The sequence below is a fragment of the Alkalicoccus saliphilus genome (genome assembly GCF_003044065.1).
GTDB lineage: Bacteria > Bacillota > Bacilli > Bacillales > Salisediminibacteriaceae > Alkalicoccus > Alkalicoccus saliphilus.
Genome location: NZ_PZJJ01000015.1, coordinates 1 through 15,179, shown reverse-complemented (window position 1 = coordinate 15,179; position 15,179 = coordinate 1). Strand labels below are relative to the sequence as shown.

General features: G+C 47.0%; 23 protein-coding genes. 20 read left to right on the top strand and 3 right to left on the bottom strand.

Annotation, left to right across the window (positions count from 1 at the left end; translation table 11 throughout):
- Positions 1 to 5: 5 nt before the first annotated feature.
- From C6Y45_RS09935 to C6Y45_RS09920, 4 genes are all read left to right on the top strand, one after another.
- A complete protein-coding gene (locus C6Y45_RS09935; protein WP_107585076.1) occupies positions 6 to 338 on the top strand; it encodes a ribosomal-processing cysteine protease Prp in 333 nt (110 codons plus the stop codon).
- 17 nt (positions 339 to 355) lie between these two features.
- Positions 356 to 649: a 50S ribosomal protein L27 gene (rpmA, locus tag C6Y45_RS09930; RefSeq protein ID WP_107585075.1), complete on the top strand. Its 294-nt coding sequence runs from the start codon at positions 356 to 358 to the stop codon at positions 647 to 649.
- Positions 650 to 773: 124 nt separating this feature from the next.
- Positions 774 to 1,055: a hypothetical protein gene (locus tag C6Y45_RS09925; protein ID WP_107585074.1), complete on the top strand. Its 282-nt coding sequence runs from the start codon at positions 774 to 776 to the stop codon at positions 1,053 to 1,055.
- Positions 1,056 to 1,081: 26 nt separating this feature from the next.
- Positions 1,082 to 1,264: a hypothetical protein gene (locus C6Y45_RS09920; RefSeq protein ID WP_107585073.1), complete on the top strand. Its 183-nt coding sequence runs from the start codon at positions 1,082 to 1,084 to the stop codon at positions 1,262 to 1,264.
- A 499-nt stretch (positions 1,265 to 1,763) separates the two neighbouring features.
- On the opposite strand, the gene C6Y45_RS09915 is transcribed toward C6Y45_RS09920, so the two are convergent.
- Positions 1,764 to 2,330 (bottom strand): nucleotidyltransferase family protein, encoded by a 567-nt coding sequence (locus tag C6Y45_RS09915; protein ID WP_107585072.1) that lies wholly within the window; start codon positions 2,328 to 2,330, stop codon positions 1,764 to 1,766.
- A 72-nt stretch (positions 2,331 to 2,402) separates the two neighbouring features.
- On the opposite strand from C6Y45_RS09915, the gene C6Y45_RS17530 reads away from it, so the two are divergent.
- Positions 2,403 to 2,615, top strand: a complete 213-nt coding sequence (locus tag C6Y45_RS17530) for a hypothetical protein (RefSeq protein WP_160058293.1) — start codon at positions 2,403 to 2,405, stop codon at positions 2,613 to 2,615.
- 440 nt (positions 2,616 to 3,055) lie between these two features.
- Here C6Y45_RS17530 and C6Y45_RS17525 read toward each other — a convergent pair whose 3' ends face one another.
- Positions 3,056 to 3,211: a hypothetical protein gene (locus C6Y45_RS17525; RefSeq protein ID WP_160058291.1), complete on the bottom strand. Its 156-nt coding sequence runs from the start codon at positions 3,209 to 3,211 to the stop codon at positions 3,056 to 3,058.
- Between the two features lie 72 nt (positions 3,212 to 3,283).
- Between C6Y45_RS17525 and C6Y45_RS17520 the strand changes: the two genes are divergently transcribed.
- The 5 genes from C6Y45_RS17520 (at position 3,284) to C6Y45_RS09890 (ending at position 5,236) form a co-directional block, all read left to right on the top strand.
- On the top strand, positions 3,284 to 3,496 hold the full coding sequence (locus tag C6Y45_RS17520; RefSeq protein WP_160058289.1) for a hypothetical protein: 213 nt from the start codon (positions 3,284 to 3,286) through the stop codon (positions 3,494 to 3,496).
- Between the two features lie 84 nt (positions 3,497 to 3,580).
- The gene (locus tag C6Y45_RS09905) at positions 3,581 to 3,778 is read left to right on the top strand and encodes a hypothetical protein (RefSeq protein WP_107585070.1); all 198 of its coding nucleotides are present in this window, start codon (positions 3,581 to 3,583) and stop codon (positions 3,776 to 3,778) included.
- A gap of 102 nt (positions 3,779 to 3,880) precedes the next feature.
- Positions 3,881 to 4,171, top strand: coding sequence for a hypothetical protein (locus C6Y45_RS09900; protein WP_107585069.1), 291 nt, complete (start codon positions 3,881 to 3,883; stop codon positions 4,169 to 4,171).
- A gap of 79 nt (positions 4,172 to 4,250) precedes the next feature.
- Complete coding sequence (locus tag C6Y45_RS09895) at positions 4,251 to 4,445, top strand: hypothetical protein (RefSeq protein WP_107585068.1); 195 nt, start codon at positions 4,251 to 4,253, stop codon at positions 4,443 to 4,445.
- Positions 4,446 to 4,501: 56 nt separating this feature from the next.
- Entirely contained in the window at positions 4,502 to 5,236 is a 735-nt protein-coding gene (locus tag C6Y45_RS09890) for an MBL fold metallo-hydrolase (protein ID WP_107585067.1), read from the top strand.
- 45 nt (positions 5,237 to 5,281) lie between these two features.
- On the opposite strand, the gene C6Y45_RS18195 is transcribed toward C6Y45_RS09890, so the two are convergent.
- Positions 5,282 to 5,800, bottom strand: a complete 519-nt coding sequence (locus C6Y45_RS18195; RefSeq protein ID WP_174703880.1) for a CueP family metal-binding protein — start codon at positions 5,798 to 5,800, stop codon at positions 5,282 to 5,284.
- 178 nt (positions 5,801 to 5,978) lie between these two features.
- Between C6Y45_RS18195 and C6Y45_RS09875 the strand changes: the two genes are divergently transcribed.
- The 10 genes from C6Y45_RS09875 (at position 5,979) to C6Y45_RS17515 (ending at position 15,035) form a co-directional block, all read left to right on the top strand.
- A complete protein-coding gene (locus C6Y45_RS09875) occupies positions 5,979 to 6,263 on the top strand; it encodes a hypothetical protein (protein ID WP_107585064.1) in 285 nt (94 codons plus the stop codon).
- Positions 6,264 to 6,281: 18 nt separating this feature from the next.
- Positions 6,282 to 6,968: a hypothetical protein gene (locus C6Y45_RS09870; protein WP_107585063.1), complete on the top strand. Its 687-nt coding sequence runs from the start codon at positions 6,282 to 6,284 to the stop codon at positions 6,966 to 6,968.
- A gap of 141 nt (positions 6,969 to 7,109) precedes the next feature.
- Positions 7,110 to 8,096, top strand: a complete 987-nt coding sequence (locus C6Y45_RS09865; RefSeq protein WP_107585062.1) for an aldo/keto reductase — start codon at positions 7,110 to 7,112, stop codon at positions 8,094 to 8,096.
- A 421-nt stretch (positions 8,097 to 8,517) separates the two neighbouring features.
- Positions 8,518 to 9,513, top strand: coding sequence for a PstS family phosphate ABC transporter substrate-binding protein (locus C6Y45_RS09860; protein WP_107585061.1), 996 nt, complete (start codon positions 8,518 to 8,520; stop codon positions 9,511 to 9,513).
- A 73-nt stretch (positions 9,514 to 9,586) separates the two neighbouring features.
- On the top strand, positions 9,587 to 10,519 hold the full coding sequence (pstC, locus tag C6Y45_RS09855; protein WP_107585060.1) for a phosphate ABC transporter permease subunit PstC: 933 nt from the start codon (positions 9,587 to 9,589) through the stop codon (positions 10,517 to 10,519).
- Positions 10,520 to 11,407, top strand: coding sequence for a phosphate ABC transporter permease PstA (pstA, locus tag C6Y45_RS09850; protein WP_107585059.1), 888 nt, complete (start codon positions 10,520 to 10,522; stop codon positions 11,405 to 11,407).
- Positions 11,408 to 11,455: 48 nt separating this feature from the next.
- Complete coding sequence (pstB, locus tag C6Y45_RS09845; protein ID WP_107585058.1) at positions 11,456 to 12,277, top strand: phosphate ABC transporter ATP-binding protein PstB; 822 nt, start codon at positions 11,456 to 11,458, stop codon at positions 12,275 to 12,277.
- A 9-nt stretch (positions 12,278 to 12,286) separates the two neighbouring features.
- Positions 12,287 to 12,931, top strand: coding sequence for a phosphate signaling complex protein PhoU (phoU, locus tag C6Y45_RS09840; RefSeq protein WP_160058287.1), 645 nt, complete (start codon positions 12,287 to 12,289; stop codon positions 12,929 to 12,931).
- A gap of 1,323 nt (positions 12,932 to 14,254) precedes the next feature.
- Positions 14,255 to 14,620, top strand: coding sequence for a YisL family protein (locus C6Y45_RS09835; protein WP_107585056.1), 366 nt, complete (start codon positions 14,255 to 14,257; stop codon positions 14,618 to 14,620).
- Between the two features lie 64 nt (positions 14,621 to 14,684).
- Positions 14,685 to 15,035, top strand: a complete 351-nt coding sequence (locus tag C6Y45_RS17515; protein ID WP_160058285.1) for a hypothetical protein — start codon at positions 14,685 to 14,687, stop codon at positions 15,033 to 15,035.
- Positions 15,036 to 15,179 lie beyond the last annotated feature (144 nt).

Sequence of the window (15,179 nt, the reverse complement as noted above, 5' to 3'; positions counted from 1 at the left end):
AATCTATGATTCATATCCGTTTTGACCGGAATGATAATGGAGAAATCGCATCGTTTGAAATGAGCGGCCACGCTGAATCAGGTCCTTACGGATTTGATCTCGTCTGTGCGGGTGCTTCTGCCGTGTCTTTCGGCACAGTGAACGCTGTGTATGAATTGACCGGCACGAAGCTGGAACTCGACATGGAAGGTGAAGGCGGCTGGCTCGCTGCCAGGGTTCCCGAGGGGACTGCTGAAGCAGTGTACGATCAAGTACAGCTGCTGCTTGAAGGACTGCTCGTTTCCTTCCTTACGATGGAAGAGCAGTACGGAGAGTTTATTCAAGTAAAATCCACATGATTCAGGAGGTGAAGACTATGTTCTTGAAGCTGGATCTTCAATTTTTCGCACAGAAAAAAGGTGTAGGTAGTACGAAGAACGGCCGTGACTCCATTTCCAAGCGTCTTGGAGCCAAGCGTTCGGACGGACAAGCTGTAACAGGCGGTTCTATCCTCGTACGTCAGCGTGGGACACGCGTTTACCCGGGTGTTAACGTTGGAATCGGCGGAGACGACACACTATTTGCAAAAGTGGACGGCGTAGTGAAATTCGAGCGCGTCGGACGTGACCGCAAACGTGTAAGCGTATATCCGGAAGCACAGGAAGCATAAGTAAATATCCCGGAGGCCCAGGCCTTCGGGATTTTTTTTTATGTTTCCGGCAGCAGTTGAAATCAAAAACAGAAATGATACACTGGAAACTACTTGAAAATCTTCGGCAGGAGGAGGGCGCTGCATGTATCAAACGAAGACGTATACGGTGGAAAAATTGTGGACCGCTTTTTTATACACTTTTTTTCTTGGGCTCCTTTTTCCTTCTGCTGCCGGGTCCGGCATGTATGAAATCGGATTTCCCGCTTCGTGGGCCTATTACGACGGAGTACGTGTAAATTATAACCTGATCGGTTTTTTCCTGAATCTGGCGCTGATTTACTGGATCGTCACACTTCTCCATAAACCGGTTTTCTCTTTACTCCGGCGCCTGGACAAAAATAAATACGCGTCTTTTAACCATTGACGGTATAAAACAGAAAGGATAACTTCATGAATCGAAAAGTATTTTACCGTTTTGTTCTTCCCTTTATGGTCCTTGTGATCAGTCTCGGACTGCAGTTTTTATTCGGTTCGTCCGTCAATTTTCTCCGTTCCCTGTCGAGTGCTGTGATGGTAGCCGCTTTCGGCTTTTATTTTACGAGAAAGCAGGCGGTGGATAGAGAAAGTGCATAGAAAAACTGTCCACAGGCTTCGGTTGTGGATAACCGTGGGATGTTGGAAACAGTTCAGATTGTCGATAAAGTGTGTTTTGCGTATATAGATAGACGCTGCCCTGCTTTCACCTTCCGGGACGCTTTCCGGGCGGGCCGGGCTCAGCTAATTCCTTTCTGAACGGATCTTCGCCTCGTCCTTAATCGTCCAGGAGTCGTCCCTGCGGCTGCAGCAGGAAAATAGGAAAAGTTTTCTACCATGAAAAATCCCCTTATTGAAGCCATTTTCTTCGATAAATAGATGGTTTTCTTTCCGTAAAGTCGGAGGCGCAGCACAGTCAGACGAAGGCGAGGCCAAACAACTGAAGACCAGTCCGCGGCGGCTAGGTAAGAGAAGGAGCTTCTGCTTACAGGAATGAAGTTTTATGCTGGAAAACGAACATTAAGGCAATTTTTCAAGACGCCTGCGGAAAAAGAAAGCTTTATCAGAGGATTTTATTAAAAGGCTGGTTGAAGAAAATTTAAGCATGATAAATCTTAATACGAGGCCAGACTGCTTTCCAATTTTTATTAGTTATGCGTTCTTCATAAACTGCAGCTCGTTCTATTGTTTCTTTAAAATAAGGTGTAGGCTTTACTTCTAAATTTAACAAGTCAATTACGCCATGGGGAGCAGTAAGAATAACATGATTGTTTTTATCTAATTTCACTCCAAGGGCCGTTGCTGTTTCAGGAAATTTCGAAATAGCATCTTCTGCAGAATAGTAGGGAGGAATGTCGTTTATGAGATGCATTCTCGCTTCATTTTTAACAGACCAGGGGACAGCTGGAAGGATCCTTCTCAATTCTGTTTCTAATTTTTTCTCCACAGTTTTTTCAAGGTTTTTATTATCAAAATAAATAACGTCTATATCTGGTACAGAAGTTTTATACTCGAATCCGTGTAATGAATCCCATATTTTAGCTCGTACAAACCCGGCACAGATCCACCAGTCCGGAAGCTTCATTCTGCTTGCAGCTTCAAGTATTTTCATCATTTCAGTGTCATTTTCAATTATCTTTATTATATCTTCCTCAGACTTAAGCATAAGGTCTCCTCCTCAAATAACTGCTTTTACATTAAAAGCACAATTCAGCTGGATAAATACATAAACAGCAATATGAGAAGCATTTACTCTATTGAATTATATCTGATTTTCTTCCGCGGCGGAACGGAGGAAGCGACTCTGGAACGATCAGCGACGTTCGAAGATCCACCGCTTGTCGACGTAAGGAGACAGCGGTTAGCTGAGAACAAGCCGTCCAGAAAGCGTCTTCCGGGAGTGGAGCCTGCATTCCTTAAAAAATCTGCTTTAATCAATAGGCTCTGTTAAAGTTAATGCTGATTAATGACAAAGAGAAAGGACTCTCATATCAAGAAAGTCCCTTCGTAGTATTTAAATGACGTAATAATTAAGAGTCTCTTTTATTAAGCCCTAATCTGCTTTTTTCTCTTATTTCATGTAAAAATTTAACGAGCAGCAAAGTCAGTAGTAAGCCAACATATACCCACCAAGAAACTAGGAGTGCTGTGCTAGGAGAACCCATCCCTGCACCTTCCATTCTGTACCAATAAAACAACGATTGATTGTTGTTGAGAAATGCTATGAATACAATTAAAAAAATAAGCCACCAATATTTCATTTCTAATCACCAACTTGAAAATTTTGACAACATTAGTGTATCATAGGTTTCTTCTATTAGTAATGAATTTTCTTCAATTGTCACAGCATAATACTGTATTCGAAAGGCTGGTATCCACGAAAGTGACGTCTTACTGCTTTTTATAACCTGCTTTTTCTTCGGCAGGAGGGACAACGAGAAAAGGATTTCCTCCACAAGGAAGCCGAAATGGACAGGAGCGAAGCCAGCCGGCGATTTTAAAAGGAAGGGAAGATGGTCGGTGGTTCCCTTCCTCAGACTTAAGCATAAGGTCTCCTCCTCAAATAACTGCTTTTACATTACAAGCACAATTCAGCTGGATAAATACATAAACAGCAATATGAGAAGCATTTACTCTATTGAATTATATCTAATTTTCTTCCGCGGCGGAACGGAGGAAGCGACTCTGGGACGATCAGCGACGTTCGAAGATCCACCGCTTGTCGACGTAAGGAGACAGCGGTTAGCTGAGAACAAGCCGTCCAGAAAGCGTCTTCCGGGAGTGGAGCCTGCATTCCTTAAAAAATCTGCTTTAATCAAGAAGATGATTTAGTTAACAGGGATTCATTTCCAATATAAGAGCTCTGTGATACGCTGGAAATGTTAAATAATACGGACGAGTGGGAGGAGAGAAAAAATGCTGCAGATTTTAACCGGTATATTAATGATAGGTGGAGCAGCAGCTTTCATGATTAATGATAAACGTAAATTATCCAGACAAAAAAGAAAATCTCCAACCGATAGTAGGACGAAGCCGGATGCAGAGCTTAAACATGCCAAGAAACTGAATGAGTATCAAAAAGGCCAGGGAAGAGCCGGCGGAGGCCCTTTTTAGAATAATATTTTTCAGGAAATAAACCGCAGCAGAATACCGGTTGATCGAAAGCCGGACAGGAAGACTGTCAACTCAGTCCAGGGCGTTTGTGGAGGAGATCCGATGGAAAAATTGAAAACCGCCGCCTGGTTTCTCATCACAGCCGGTGTGATCGTACTTATTATGTACTTTGAAACGATGTGGCCTTATGCTTCAGTCATGATTTTAGCAGGGGCTGCCTTACATACTGCAGTATCGCTGAAAACAAAAAAATCACTTCCGCTTTTATGCCGGGCGGGTTATCACCGCTATAAAATTGCCGGTTATGACGAAGAAATCCGCTCAATGAGAATATATGAATGCACCCGGTGCGGGAAAAAACATAAAGCTTTCTTAGGCGGCGGGGGAGGCTGAAAAAGCCGTATGTTCAATAGAGTGTAAAATTATGTTCAATAGAGTGTAAAATAAAGAAGCTGATAAAAGGAGAAATTAAATGAATAAAAAGTGGTTCTGGCGTATTACTCTGCCGCTCCTGTTTCTGATCATCAGTCTTGGGCAGCAGTATTATTTAGGAGGGTCTGTTGACTTTGGCCGTTCATTTATGAGTGCCGGGGTACTCGCGCTGCTTGTCGTATTTTATCAAAAGACAAAGGAAATGAGTAAAAAGGATCCGGAAGATCGTAAATAGTTTTCTCCTTCAAAGGGTAAACTAAAAGGAAACGTACAGGAAGAGGAGGGACTGCGATGAAACTAACAACAGCAGGTTTCTGGGGGGCGTTTCCGGAAGAAAACAGTGCCACGAGCTGCTACGTCGTGAAGTCAGAAGGAGAGACGTTTCTGCTCGACTGTGGAAGCGGAGCGATGGCTGTGCTCCCACGGATTGCGGACCGTAACGATATCGATCAGATGATAATCAGCCACCGGCATTTCGATCATACGGCAGATATCGGTGCCTTCGTGTACAGCCGGGCAACGGCGATGGGACTGAAGGAGACGGACCGTCCGCTCACTATCCATGCTCCTGCCGGAGAAAAAGCGTTTTTTCAGCAGTTTGAAAAAGAAAATATTTCTGAGCTGAAGCTGTACGAAACAGAAGACCGCTTGTTAATCGGGGGAGTGCGCGTGACTTTCCAGAAAACCACCCATCCTGCTCCGTGCTGGGCGGCCCGCCTCGAAAAAGACGGGAAAACGGTCGTATATACAGCAGATACCGTTTACGATGAAGCTTTGGTTTCTTTCTGTGAAAAGGCGGACCTCCTGATTGCGGAGTGCAGCTTTTATGAAAATCAGGACGCCTCCGCTTTCGGCCATATGAACAGCCGGGAAGCAGCAGAAATGGCTGAAGCAGCTGGGGTGAAGGAGCTGTGGCTTTCCCACCTGCCTCACTTTGGGGAGCATGAGCAGTTAAAAAATGAAGCAGAAAAATATTTTTCAGGAAAAATCCACCTGGCCGCAGAAGGGCTGTCCTGGGAAGGATAAAAAAAGAGCTTTCCGGCCTGTGTCAGACCAGAAAGCTCTTTTCGATTACGACAGCTGCATCGTTGTAATGCACGTGTCGTCCCCCTCAAACGTGGAGATTTCTCCGCCCGTTGTTTTTCCGTCGTGGCCGATCGCTACGTGATACGTGTCGTTGCGCGGCAGCCACAGGTCAAGAAATCCATGGTCCGGAGCTGTCATTGTTTCATCGATGACGATGTTTCCGTCCGAGTCCTTAATCAGAACGTCGAACTCTTCACCCGCAAGCTCTCCCTGACAACCTGTCAGGTTATGAATGCTTCATGGATGTGTTTCGTTAAGGTAAGGAGCGATGGACACGAAAAATTCTTCTTCCGATGTGTCATAGCTCGTCTCCGATCCGTCTGCAGCAGTTACTGTCAGATCGTGTGAGGAGATAGAAGCGGCTTCTGCTTCTGCCGTGCCGGCGCTGTACGATTCCACGAGCTCCCGGACATCCTCGGCACCGCCGTCTACACCGAAGGCAAACACGAGAAGAGCGGCTGCAAGAGCAGCAAAGCCGATGACAGAGATGATTTTTCCATTCATACGGTTTTCTTCCTTTCTATTTTAAAAGCATTAATAGTAAATTCCTTATATAAAAATATGACATTTCACAGGAAAAAACAATAGGAACAATCATGTTATTTTTGAACGTTCTGTGGAAGGTGAAAGGCTGATGACGGCCTGTTTAATATCTTAAGACTTTTTTTTGCAGGAGGGGACGATGAAAAAATTGACAACAGCGGGCCTGATTCTCATTATGGCCGGGGTAATTTCACTTATTTTATTTTTCGATACAATGGCTCCCGTTTCCATCGGAATGATCGTAACCGGCGCTCTCATGGAAGCTGCAGTGGCGATGAAAACAAAAAAAGACCGGCCTGTACCGTGCCGTCTCGGGTTCCACCGCTACGATCATACCGGGTATGATGAAGAAAACAGATCGATGAGAATATATCAATGCCGCCGCTGCCATAAAATAAAGAAAGCAGTACTCGGAGGAGGATAATAAAAAGGAGGATGCAGCATGACTGAAAAAGTGATGTGGGGAACAGCCGGGATCGGTAAACTCGGGACCGCGCTGCTCACGCAGTGGGCTGGCCAAAAGTTAAAAACGGGCCTGTACCATCCGGATGCCGAAAAAGCCGAAAGAGCAGCGAACGCATTATCGGCGGATGTTTTAAGCAGAAAAGCTCTCGGAGAACTGGATTACCTCGTACTTGCACTGCCTGCCGATCAAATGATTCCTTTTATAAAAAGTCTTCAGAAGGATAATATCCCGCTTGAAAAAACTACACTGATTAATATGGCAACGAAACTGGAGACAGCCGGGCTCCGGGCAGCTTTTCCGGAGCTGAACTGGGTTTCCGTGAAGTTTGTCGGTCATGCGGAAAGTCTGAAGCGGGACGGCAGAGGACTGTTTATTACGGAGGAAGTGGATGAGCAGATACGAAGCAGATTTTCCAGTATCGGACATATCGAATCCGCACCGGAAAAAATAGCCGAGCAGGTAAATAAGCTGGCCACTTCCCACGCTGTCCGGGCGGCAAAAAAGATGGAACTGGAAATGAAAGAAGAAGGATGGGACAAGGTTTATATCAACGAGGCGATGCGGTCCCTCTTTCCGGAAGTCGTGAGGGCCTATGCGGACGGAAATCTCGGCCAATTCGGCAGAAAAATTGCTGAGGACATCGAAAAAGGAAAAAGTTCCTGAACGTAAAAAGATAGAGCAGGATACAAAAGTATTTTAAAAAGTGTAAAACCTGAGCTCTTTTCGGAAGTGCTGCGAAAAAAGAGGATGTTTAATAAGTAACAGAAACGGCAATTTGATTTACGTGAAGAAAGGAGAGATCGTATGGCACAATTAAAACAAGCACATAAACTCGGATTCGGTACAGCACCGCTCGGAAATATGTTCCGGGACATTCCCGACGATGAAGCAAAACAGACGGTGGAAGCCGCATGGAAACACGGCATCCGCTATTTTGATACAGCGCCATTTTACGGAGCTGGACTGAGTGAAATCCGTCTTGGTGAAGTACTTTCCCAGTACAACCGGGATGATTTTGTCCTAAGCACCAAAGTAGGGCGCCTTGTCCTTGAGGAAAAGGAAGAAAAAGAAGGCTTGTTCGGGTACGGACGCAAAAACAAAGTGATTGACGACTACAGCGGTGACGCCACGCTCCGCTCTCTTGAAGAAAGCATGGCACGCCTGCAGACTGACCGGCTCGACTATGTGTATGTCCACGACATTTCCCCGGATTTTCAGGGGGATGAATGGCTCGCACGATTTGACGAAGCACGCACAGGTGCTTTCCGTGAACTGGAGCGCCTGAAAAAAGAAGGTGTCATTCAGGACTGGGGACTCGGTGTCAACCGGACAGAGCCGATCGAAATTGCGATGGAACTGGAGGAAATGCAGCCGGGTATTTCACTTCAGGCAACGCGTTATAATCTGCTTAACCATGAGCACGCACTGCAGCGTCTCATGCCGAATGCAGAAGCTCAGGGCATGGACGTCGTCGTCGGAGCTCCATTCGGATCCGGCGTACTTGTCGGCGGAGCCCATTACGATTATCAGGAAGCTCCTCAGGAAATCGTGGACCGCGTCGATAAAATGAAACAGATTGCAGAGAATCACCAGGTGAATCTCAATGCAGCGGCTATTCAGTTTTCCGCAGCTCATCCGGCCGTTGCTGCCGTTATCCCCGGCGCGACCCGCCCGCAGCGGATTCAGGACAACCTGATGGCCTTAAACGAAAAAATTCCGGCGGACTTCTGGAAAGAGCTGCGCAGCGAACAGCTTGTTTCCAGTCACGCCCCGCTCCCCGGACTCGACTAAAGACAGATATGACAAAGAGACTGGCCCATCGCGAAAGTGATGGGCCAGTCTTATTTTGTTTTTACAGGCGATGCCGGCAGCTTCCAGACGGCGGTCATTAATCATTATAGAAGCCCGTTTTAACTTTAGCGGGGGTCGATTAATCATTACAGGCGGGTTATTTGTCATTATAAGCATAATTAATCATTATAAAAATTTTATTGTCATTATAGATTTCCATAATAGGAGGATTAATCAGCAGCGGACGGTTATTAATCAGCCGGCCGGCGCATTGGAGAGTAGAGCCGTCGTTTATGTTAAGCACGTGTTTACAAATGATTTACAAACCTTCACACAGCATTTATATAAGGTTAATAATTCAGGACTATAGTAAGAGTTGTGAGAGAAACATAATCGGTAATAACCAAGGAGGAGTTATACTGTGAAAAAAGTGGGGCTCAGCGTATTTGCAATTGGATCAGCAGCAGTACTCGCTGCATGTGGGGGAAATGAAGAAGCATCAGGTACGAACGCAGGAGAAAATGGGCAAAACAATGCGAACAGCGGGGAAGAAGCAGTTTCTGGAGCGGTATCCATCGACGGGTCCGGCACAGTGTATCCGCTGATGTCGCGTATTGCCGAAGAATATATGGTCAACGAAAATCAGGAAGTGAGCGTGGAAGTCAGCCGGGCCGGAACAAGTGCCGGCATGCAGCGCTACGTACAGGGAGAAACAGATTTTGCAAACGCGTCCCGGGAAGTCCGTGACGAAGAAATAGAAGAAATGGAAGCAAACGGCATCGAATCCCAGGAGTTCCCGGTGGCACTAGACGGCATGACGATCGTGCTCCACCCGGATAACGACTGGGCAACAGAAATGACAGTCGAAGAAGTAGAATCTATTTTTGTATCCGGTGCGGTAAAGGATGACGACAACGTGCTCTGGTCCGACATTAACCCGGAGTGGCCGGAAGAAGAAATCAACACATACGGACCGAATGAAAACCACGGAACGTACGAATTTTTCGTCGATGAACTGATTGATGAGCAGGATCTGAAAGAAGGAACAAACCTTCAGCAGGAATATCCGACACTCGTTGAGCTTGTAAATGACGACGAAAACGCGATCGGCTTCTTCGGATTCGGATACTATGAAAATAACACGGATCATCTTGGTGTCGTCTCTATCGACTTCGGTGAAGGCCATGTTACGCCGTCCCTCGATAATATTGACCTGGAAGGCGACTACGCTCCATACACACGCCAGGTATTTACGAACCTGAACATGGATGCGGCAAGAGAAAACCCGGCAGTAAAAGATTTCGCGCGCTATATTTTTGAAGCAGCAGGTGACATGGCACCGGAGACAGGCTTTGCTCCGCTTCCGGACGAAGAGTTGGAGCAGTACAAAGAAGAAATCGAAGCGATCGAAAATTAAAGGAGAAGGGGCGGCAGTCCGCCTCTATTTTCCTGTGTAACACGAAAAAGGGGATGCAGGGAGGAAACAGCGTATGGCGCAGACAACGAGTGTCAGTGAACTCATTAAACAAAAAAGAAATAAGAGCAGACGGATGAAGCTGGAAAAGGGGGTGCCGGTGCTGCTTTTTCTTGCAGCATCCGTATCGGTTCTGACAACCGTCGGAATTCTTCTGACACTGATCGTCGAAACAGTGATGTTCTTTACGGACGTCTCCTTCCGGGAATTTTTCCTGTCAACAGCGATGCAGCCGCTGAACCGGAGCGATCCATCCTTCAGTATTCTGCCGCTTTTGTCCGCAACACTGCTTTCCACCGGAATCGCTATGCTTGTTGCTGTTCCGATCGGACTGACAACGGCTGTTTATTTAAGTGAGTATGCGACCGATAAAGCACGCCGCGTGCTGAAGCCGATGGTGGAAGTACTCGCCGGTATTCCGACGATCGTCTACGGATTTTTTGCTTTTACGTTCGTCACCCCGGTTCTCCGGGAAATTATTCCGATTCTCGACCGGACGAATATACTCAGCCCGGGAATTGTTATGGGCATCATGATTATTCCGATGGTTGCTTCACTGTCGGAAGATGCCTTGAGTTCGGTGCCGAATTCCATGAGGGAAGGTGCGATGGCGTTTGGTGCTACGAAGCTGGAGGCGACAATAAGAGTTGTCATTCCGGCGGCCCTTTCCGGTATTGTCGCTTCCTTTGTGCTCGGAATTTCCCGGGCGATCGGGGAGACAATGATTGTGACTATTGCGAGCGGCAGCAACAAAAACCTTACGTTTGATGTGACCCAGTCGATGCAGACGATGACCGCCTACATTGTCGAAGTAACAAGCGGTGACGCCGGGGCCGGTACAACAGCTTACTACAGTCTGTATGCGGTGGCACTCACCCTGTTCCTGTTTACGCTGGCCATGAATATGCTTGCCAAATATATTTCAAAGCGCTACCGGGAGGTGTATTAATTGGCAGAATATATTGATCACGAACTTGTTCATAAACGGCTCCCGCGGCGGATTGCCTTAAATAAAACAGTGCGCGGACTTTTTCTCGCGTCGACGCTTTCCGGACTGATCGTTCTTGCGGTGCTTCTTTTTGATGTGATCCGCGACAGCTGGGGCTGGCTCGACTGGCAGTTTTTAACGAGCGTCACGTCCTTCAGCCCGGAACAGGCAGGGATTATCGGAGCCATCTCAGGAACGCTCTGGCTCATGATGATCGTCGGTCCGCTGACGATGATACTCGGTGTTGCTACAGCCGTTTACCTAGAAGAATACGTGAAAGAAGGTCGCGTACGGACGTTTTTTGAAACAAACATTTCCAATCTTGCCGGGGTGCCGTCCATTGTTTTCGGACTCCTTGGTCTTACGGTTTTCGTCCGTATGCTCGGTATGGGGTCTGTCGTACTCGCCGGCGGACTGACAATGTCTCTTCTCGTCCTGCCGATCGTGATTGTCGCTTCGCAGGAAGCGCTGCGTGCCGTCCCGTCGTATCTCAGGGAAGCATCGTTCGGCATGGGAGCGACCCGCTGGCAGGCGATACGTACGGTTGTCCTTCCGGCAGCCCTTCCAAATATCCTGACGGGAATGATTCTTGCGATGTCCCGGGCCATCGGGGAGACGGCGCCGCTTATTGCCATTGGTATCCCGGCGCTGCTTATTCCGCTTCCGGGCAGCCTGTTCGACAGTTTCACCGTGCTCCCGGTGCAGATTTACTACTGGACGATTGACGCCGCACTGACAGCAGAGTATGCCTACATGGCCGCAGCAACGATTGTCGTCCTGCTCGTTATTATGTTTTTGTTGAACGCGACCGCCATTTTCATACGCAATAAATTTCAGCAGCGTTTTTAGTATTCGCAGCCAGCAGGCGAAAAGCTGCCGACAAAGGGGAGATAGTTTATGACCAGCTTATTGAAAAAAGAAGCACAGCCGAAGAACCGGCCGGAAGAAGAACACGAGCCGGCAAAAGAAGCAGTATTCCGTACCGAGGGACTGAATTTATGGTACGGAAAAAAGCAGGCACTTTTTTCCGTGGATCTGGAGCAGAAAGAAAAAGAAGTAACAGCAGTTATCGGCCCGTCCGGCTGCGGCAAGTCCACGTACATTAAAGCGTTGAACCGGATGGTGGAAATGAATCCGGAAGTGAAAATCACCGGGAGAATTTCCTACCGTGGAGAAGATATTCACAGCCGGCGTTTTCCGGTGGAGGAGCTCCGGACACGCGTCGGGATGGTTTTTCAGAAGCCGAATCCGTTTCCAAAGTCCGTCTTTGAAAATGTCGCCTACGGCCCGAAAATCCACGGCATCCGGGACAAAAAGCTGCTGGAGGAAATTGTGGAGGAAAGCCTCCGCGGGGCAGCGATCTGGGATGAAGTAAAAGACCGGCTGCAGGAAAACGCCTTTGGACTTTCCGGCGGCCAGCAGCAGCGGCTCTGCATTGCCCGCTGTCTCGCTGTGGAACCGGACGTTATTTTAATGGACGAGCCGACGTCCGCGCTTGACCCGAAATCGACGCTGAAAGTGGAGGACCTCGTGCGGGAGCTGAAGGATAAATATTCGATCATGATCGTTACCCACAACATGCAGCAGGCGGCCCGTATTTCCGACCGCACGGCGTTCTTTTTAAATGGGGAGGTCGTGGAATGTGATAATACGGATAAAATTTTCTCCACGCCCGCCGACAAGCGGACAGAAGACTATATTACCGGAAGGTTCGGATAGGAGCATATGATGACAAGAAATACGTTTGTATCAGAACTCGACACGCTGAAGCAGGAAGTCAAAGAACTCGGTAAAAAAGTGGAAAACACGTTCCGGGCTGTTGTTAAGGCGATGGATACGGATAATAGAGCGGAACTCGAAGATTTAATTGATGCCGATGAAGAAGTGAACAAAGCGGAGCTTGCGATTAACGAGCAGGCGGTACTTGTTATCGCCAGACAGCAGCCGGTGGCCGGAGATCTGCGTCATATTATCGTCTGTCTGAAAATAAGCAGTGACCTGGAGCGTATGGGGGACTTAAGTGTCGATATGGCCAAAGCCTATCTGCATATGGCTTCCCCGGGAATGTTCCACCGAAAGCGGGAAGAACTGCTTTCCATCGCAGATAAAGTGCGCCTTATGATCGGCCGGGTAATGAAAGCCTACGACACCCTCGACGTACTTCAGGCGCAGGACATTGCCGGCATGGACGACGATATTGACCGGGCTTACGGAGTGCTCGTTAAAGAGCTGCTTCAGTCCAGAGAGTCGACAGAAGACGCTGCCCAGCTTGCTTTTATCAGCCGTTTCATGGAACGCATCGGTGACTACTGCACGAACATCGCCGAATGGATCATTTACGAAGTGAACGGAAGCCGGTTTGATTTGAATTAAAAAAAGAGCAAGGCCGTCCTGGGAAGTTTCCGGGACGGTTTTTTACGCTTTCTTTCTGCGGAGATAGAGAGGTGATACTGCCAACATTCCTCCGTAATACTTGAAGCAACTCCCCATATTTATTCCACAGGACGGTGTCTTCTTCGTTTTTTCTTTATGAAAAAAGAAGTGCTTCTGCTATGCATGTACTACCTTAAAAAACAGCTCGTTTAAGTGAAGGGAATAACGCTGCTTCACTCTCAGCGGGGCTTACCCGAGGGCTTGGTCTCGACTAATTTTGACGGAAGAACCGTCCGCCAAAATGGATTCTCGACCTGTGCTGATCCTCCGGGTGTCCCCGCTTTCGTTACACAGCGTAGAATAGTTTCATTTTTCATGATGCCGTTTTTAACTGCAGCCATTTCTTTGTTCTTTATTTAATAAAACCTGAGTCAGGGCAGAGACGCCTGCGGAAGGTACGAAGATCCTCCCGATAGAAGTACAGTCGCATGTTTTCTCTGCAACAGGTGTAAAAAGCCGCAGGCGACTTTCAAAAAAACGGAGCTTTAACAGAGACATTTATGCAAAATCATTGAACCAAAATAGGTGAAAACAGTCTTTTCTATCGTCAGTTTTACAGCTCCATTTTAAAGGATCTGATCTTTTACAGTAAGCTGTAGTGGACATAGAGGGACTCCAGAGCGGTGAAGGCCGACCCCCACTCCATCCGACAGGAAAAAGATGGAATCAGCTGAGGGCGGTCCGCTCAGAAAGCCTCTCCATGGAAACGAAAGTGGATGTTCATTTTTATTTTCCGGGAAGCCTGTACATAAACTTACTTTACTGGATCAGTTCCTTTATGAGTTGAATCAATTTTGGATATACCGTTTGTAAACAGATAAACAAACGACTTTGTATTGAGGTTTCCAATAAAAAGACCGGAGTGAAAGACGATGCCTCCCAGAGGAGTAAGCGTAGTCTGAAGATCCACTTTTGCGAAGGTGTTCTTCGCAAAAGTTAGCTGAAGACAAGCCCTCGGGAAAGCATTCGTCTGTAATGAAGGTTTTATTCGTCCACCAAACTTATAGATTTTAGTTTATAAGACAAACTTCTCTTAGTTAAATTCGTAAGATCCCTCCGGAAAGATAAAAAAGGGATTCATGATCTGATAGGGAAAACCCAGGTAAGAAACGACAGGCCGCAGGGGATTTTTCTGGACGATTAATTATTCGTTTACTGGGGAAGCCCCTTCTCTATTTGTTCACAGATTCTCCTTTTGCGTCACCGTGCCATATCCGCTATACTTGATGGCAGTGAGATTTTTTTAGGAAAGGAGGGGGAAGAATGGGAATTTATGATATTTTTGTTCATTCACATTCACTGTTTTTTGCGCTTGCGCTGATCTCCTTTATTCTTGTTGTAGTGTTCCACAATAAAGGAAAAGCGAAGCCGGCAAAGATTCTGCATATGGTTCTGCGTCTGCTTTACATACTGCTGATTGCTACAGGCGTTGCCATGATTATTATGAACCCTTACTGGGCAACAGTAGTTAAAGGGCTTCTTGCTATATGGCTCATTTTCGCAATGGAAATGATCGGTACTCGGATGGGCAAAGGCACGCTCACAGGTTCGATGAAAACATCCATGTGGATCCAGTTTGCAGTGGCACTCGTACTCGTGTTTGTATTCGGGTACGGCGTGACCGGTTAATTGACAAAACCTCTGAAGGGAAACTCCTTCAGAGGTTTTTTTTAGTTTGGTGATTGAATGATCGATGCAGAATATGTCTTCCTGTCGTTGTATAAGCTTCTTCTCTTGCCGTGGGGCAGGTCTTCAGCTGTTTGGCCTGCGCCGTGGCCTGACTGCGCTGCGTCTCCACCGTTCCGGAGGGAAAACCATCTCTTTATTGAAGAGAATGGCTTTTAAAAGAGAGATTTTTCAGAGTAGAAAACTTTTTTTCATTTCCCTGCAGCAGCCGCAGGGACGACTCCTGGGCGATCCAGGACGAGGCGAAGATCCGTTTAGGAAGAAATTAGCTGAGCCCGGCCCGCCCGGAAAGCGTCCCGAAAGGCGAAAGCAGGGCAGCGTCTATCTATACATTAAAAATACTTTACCAACAGCCTAAAAAACCTCTGAAGGTAAATTAAAGTGTACCCTATAGAGTAGACACATTAAAAAGTCTACCTATAGGGTACTTTTTTGTATAATGAGAAATAGATAATGAGTAAAGATCGGGGAGAAGATCATGACGAAAAAAACATTCACAGAG

What these genes read in the sequence shown, in the direction of transcription:
- C6Y45_RS09935 (WP_107585076.1), top strand. Translation starts at nt 6, where the DNA reads ATGATTCATATCCGTTTTGACCGGAATGATAATGGAGAAATCGCATCG.
- rpmA (WP_107585075.1), top strand. Translation starts at nt 356, where the DNA reads ATGTTCTTGAAGCTGGATCTTCAATTTTTCGCACAGAAAAAAGGTGTA.
- C6Y45_RS09925 (WP_107585074.1), top strand. Translation starts at nt 774, where the DNA reads ATGTATCAAACGAAGACGTATACGGTGGAAAAATTGTGGACCGCTTTT.
- C6Y45_RS09920 (WP_107585073.1), top strand. Translation starts at nt 1,082, where the DNA reads ATGAATCGAAAAGTATTTTACCGTTTTGTTCTTCCCTTTATGGTCCTT.
- C6Y45_RS09915 (WP_107585072.1), bottom strand. Translation starts at nt 2,330, where the DNA reads ATGCTTAAGTCTGAGGAAGATATAATAAAGATAATTGAAAATGACACT.
- C6Y45_RS17530 (WP_160058293.1), top strand. Translation starts at nt 2,403, where the DNA reads ATGAGAAGCATTTACTCTATTGAATTATATCTGATTTTCTTCCGCGGC.
- C6Y45_RS17525 (WP_160058291.1), bottom strand. Translation starts at nt 3,211, where the DNA reads ATGCTTAAGTCTGAGGAAGGGAACCACCGACCATCTTCCCTTCCTTTT.
- C6Y45_RS17520 (WP_160058289.1), top strand. Translation starts at nt 3,284, where the DNA reads ATGAGAAGCATTTACTCTATTGAATTATATCTAATTTTCTTCCGCGGC.
- C6Y45_RS09905 (WP_107585070.1), top strand. Translation starts at nt 3,581, where the DNA reads ATGCTGCAGATTTTAACCGGTATATTAATGATAGGTGGAGCAGCAGCT.
- C6Y45_RS09900 (WP_107585069.1), top strand. Translation starts at nt 3,881, where the DNA reads ATGGAAAAATTGAAAACCGCCGCCTGGTTTCTCATCACAGCCGGTGTG.
- C6Y45_RS09895 (WP_107585068.1), top strand. Translation starts at nt 4,251, where the DNA reads ATGAATAAAAAGTGGTTCTGGCGTATTACTCTGCCGCTCCTGTTTCTG.
- C6Y45_RS09890 (WP_107585067.1), top strand. Translation starts at nt 4,502, where the DNA reads ATGAAACTAACAACAGCAGGTTTCTGGGGGGCGTTTCCGGAAGAAAAC.
- C6Y45_RS09875 (WP_107585064.1), top strand. Translation starts at nt 5,979, where the DNA reads ATGAAAAAATTGACAACAGCGGGCCTGATTCTCATTATGGCCGGGGTA.
- C6Y45_RS09870 (WP_107585063.1), top strand. Translation starts at nt 6,282, where the DNA reads ATGACTGAAAAAGTGATGTGGGGAACAGCCGGGATCGGTAAACTCGGG.
- C6Y45_RS09865 (WP_107585062.1), top strand. Translation starts at nt 7,110, where the DNA reads ATGGCACAATTAAAACAAGCACATAAACTCGGATTCGGTACAGCACCG.
- pstC (WP_107585060.1), top strand. Translation starts at nt 9,587, where the DNA reads ATGGCGCAGACAACGAGTGTCAGTGAACTCATTAAACAAAAAAGAAAT.
- pstB (WP_107585058.1), top strand. Translation starts at nt 11,456, where the DNA reads ATGACCAGCTTATTGAAAAAAGAAGCACAGCCGAAGAACCGGCCGGAA.
- phoU (WP_160058287.1), top strand. Translation starts at nt 12,287, where the DNA reads ATGACAAGAAATACGTTTGTATCAGAACTCGACACGCTGAAGCAGGAA.
- C6Y45_RS09835 (WP_107585056.1), top strand. Translation starts at nt 14,255, where the DNA reads ATGGGAATTTATGATATTTTTGTTCATTCACATTCACTGTTTTTTGCG.
- C6Y45_RS17515 (WP_160058285.1), top strand. Translation starts at nt 14,685, where the DNA reads ATGCAGAATATGTCTTCCTGTCGTTGTATAAGCTTCTTCTCTTGCCGT.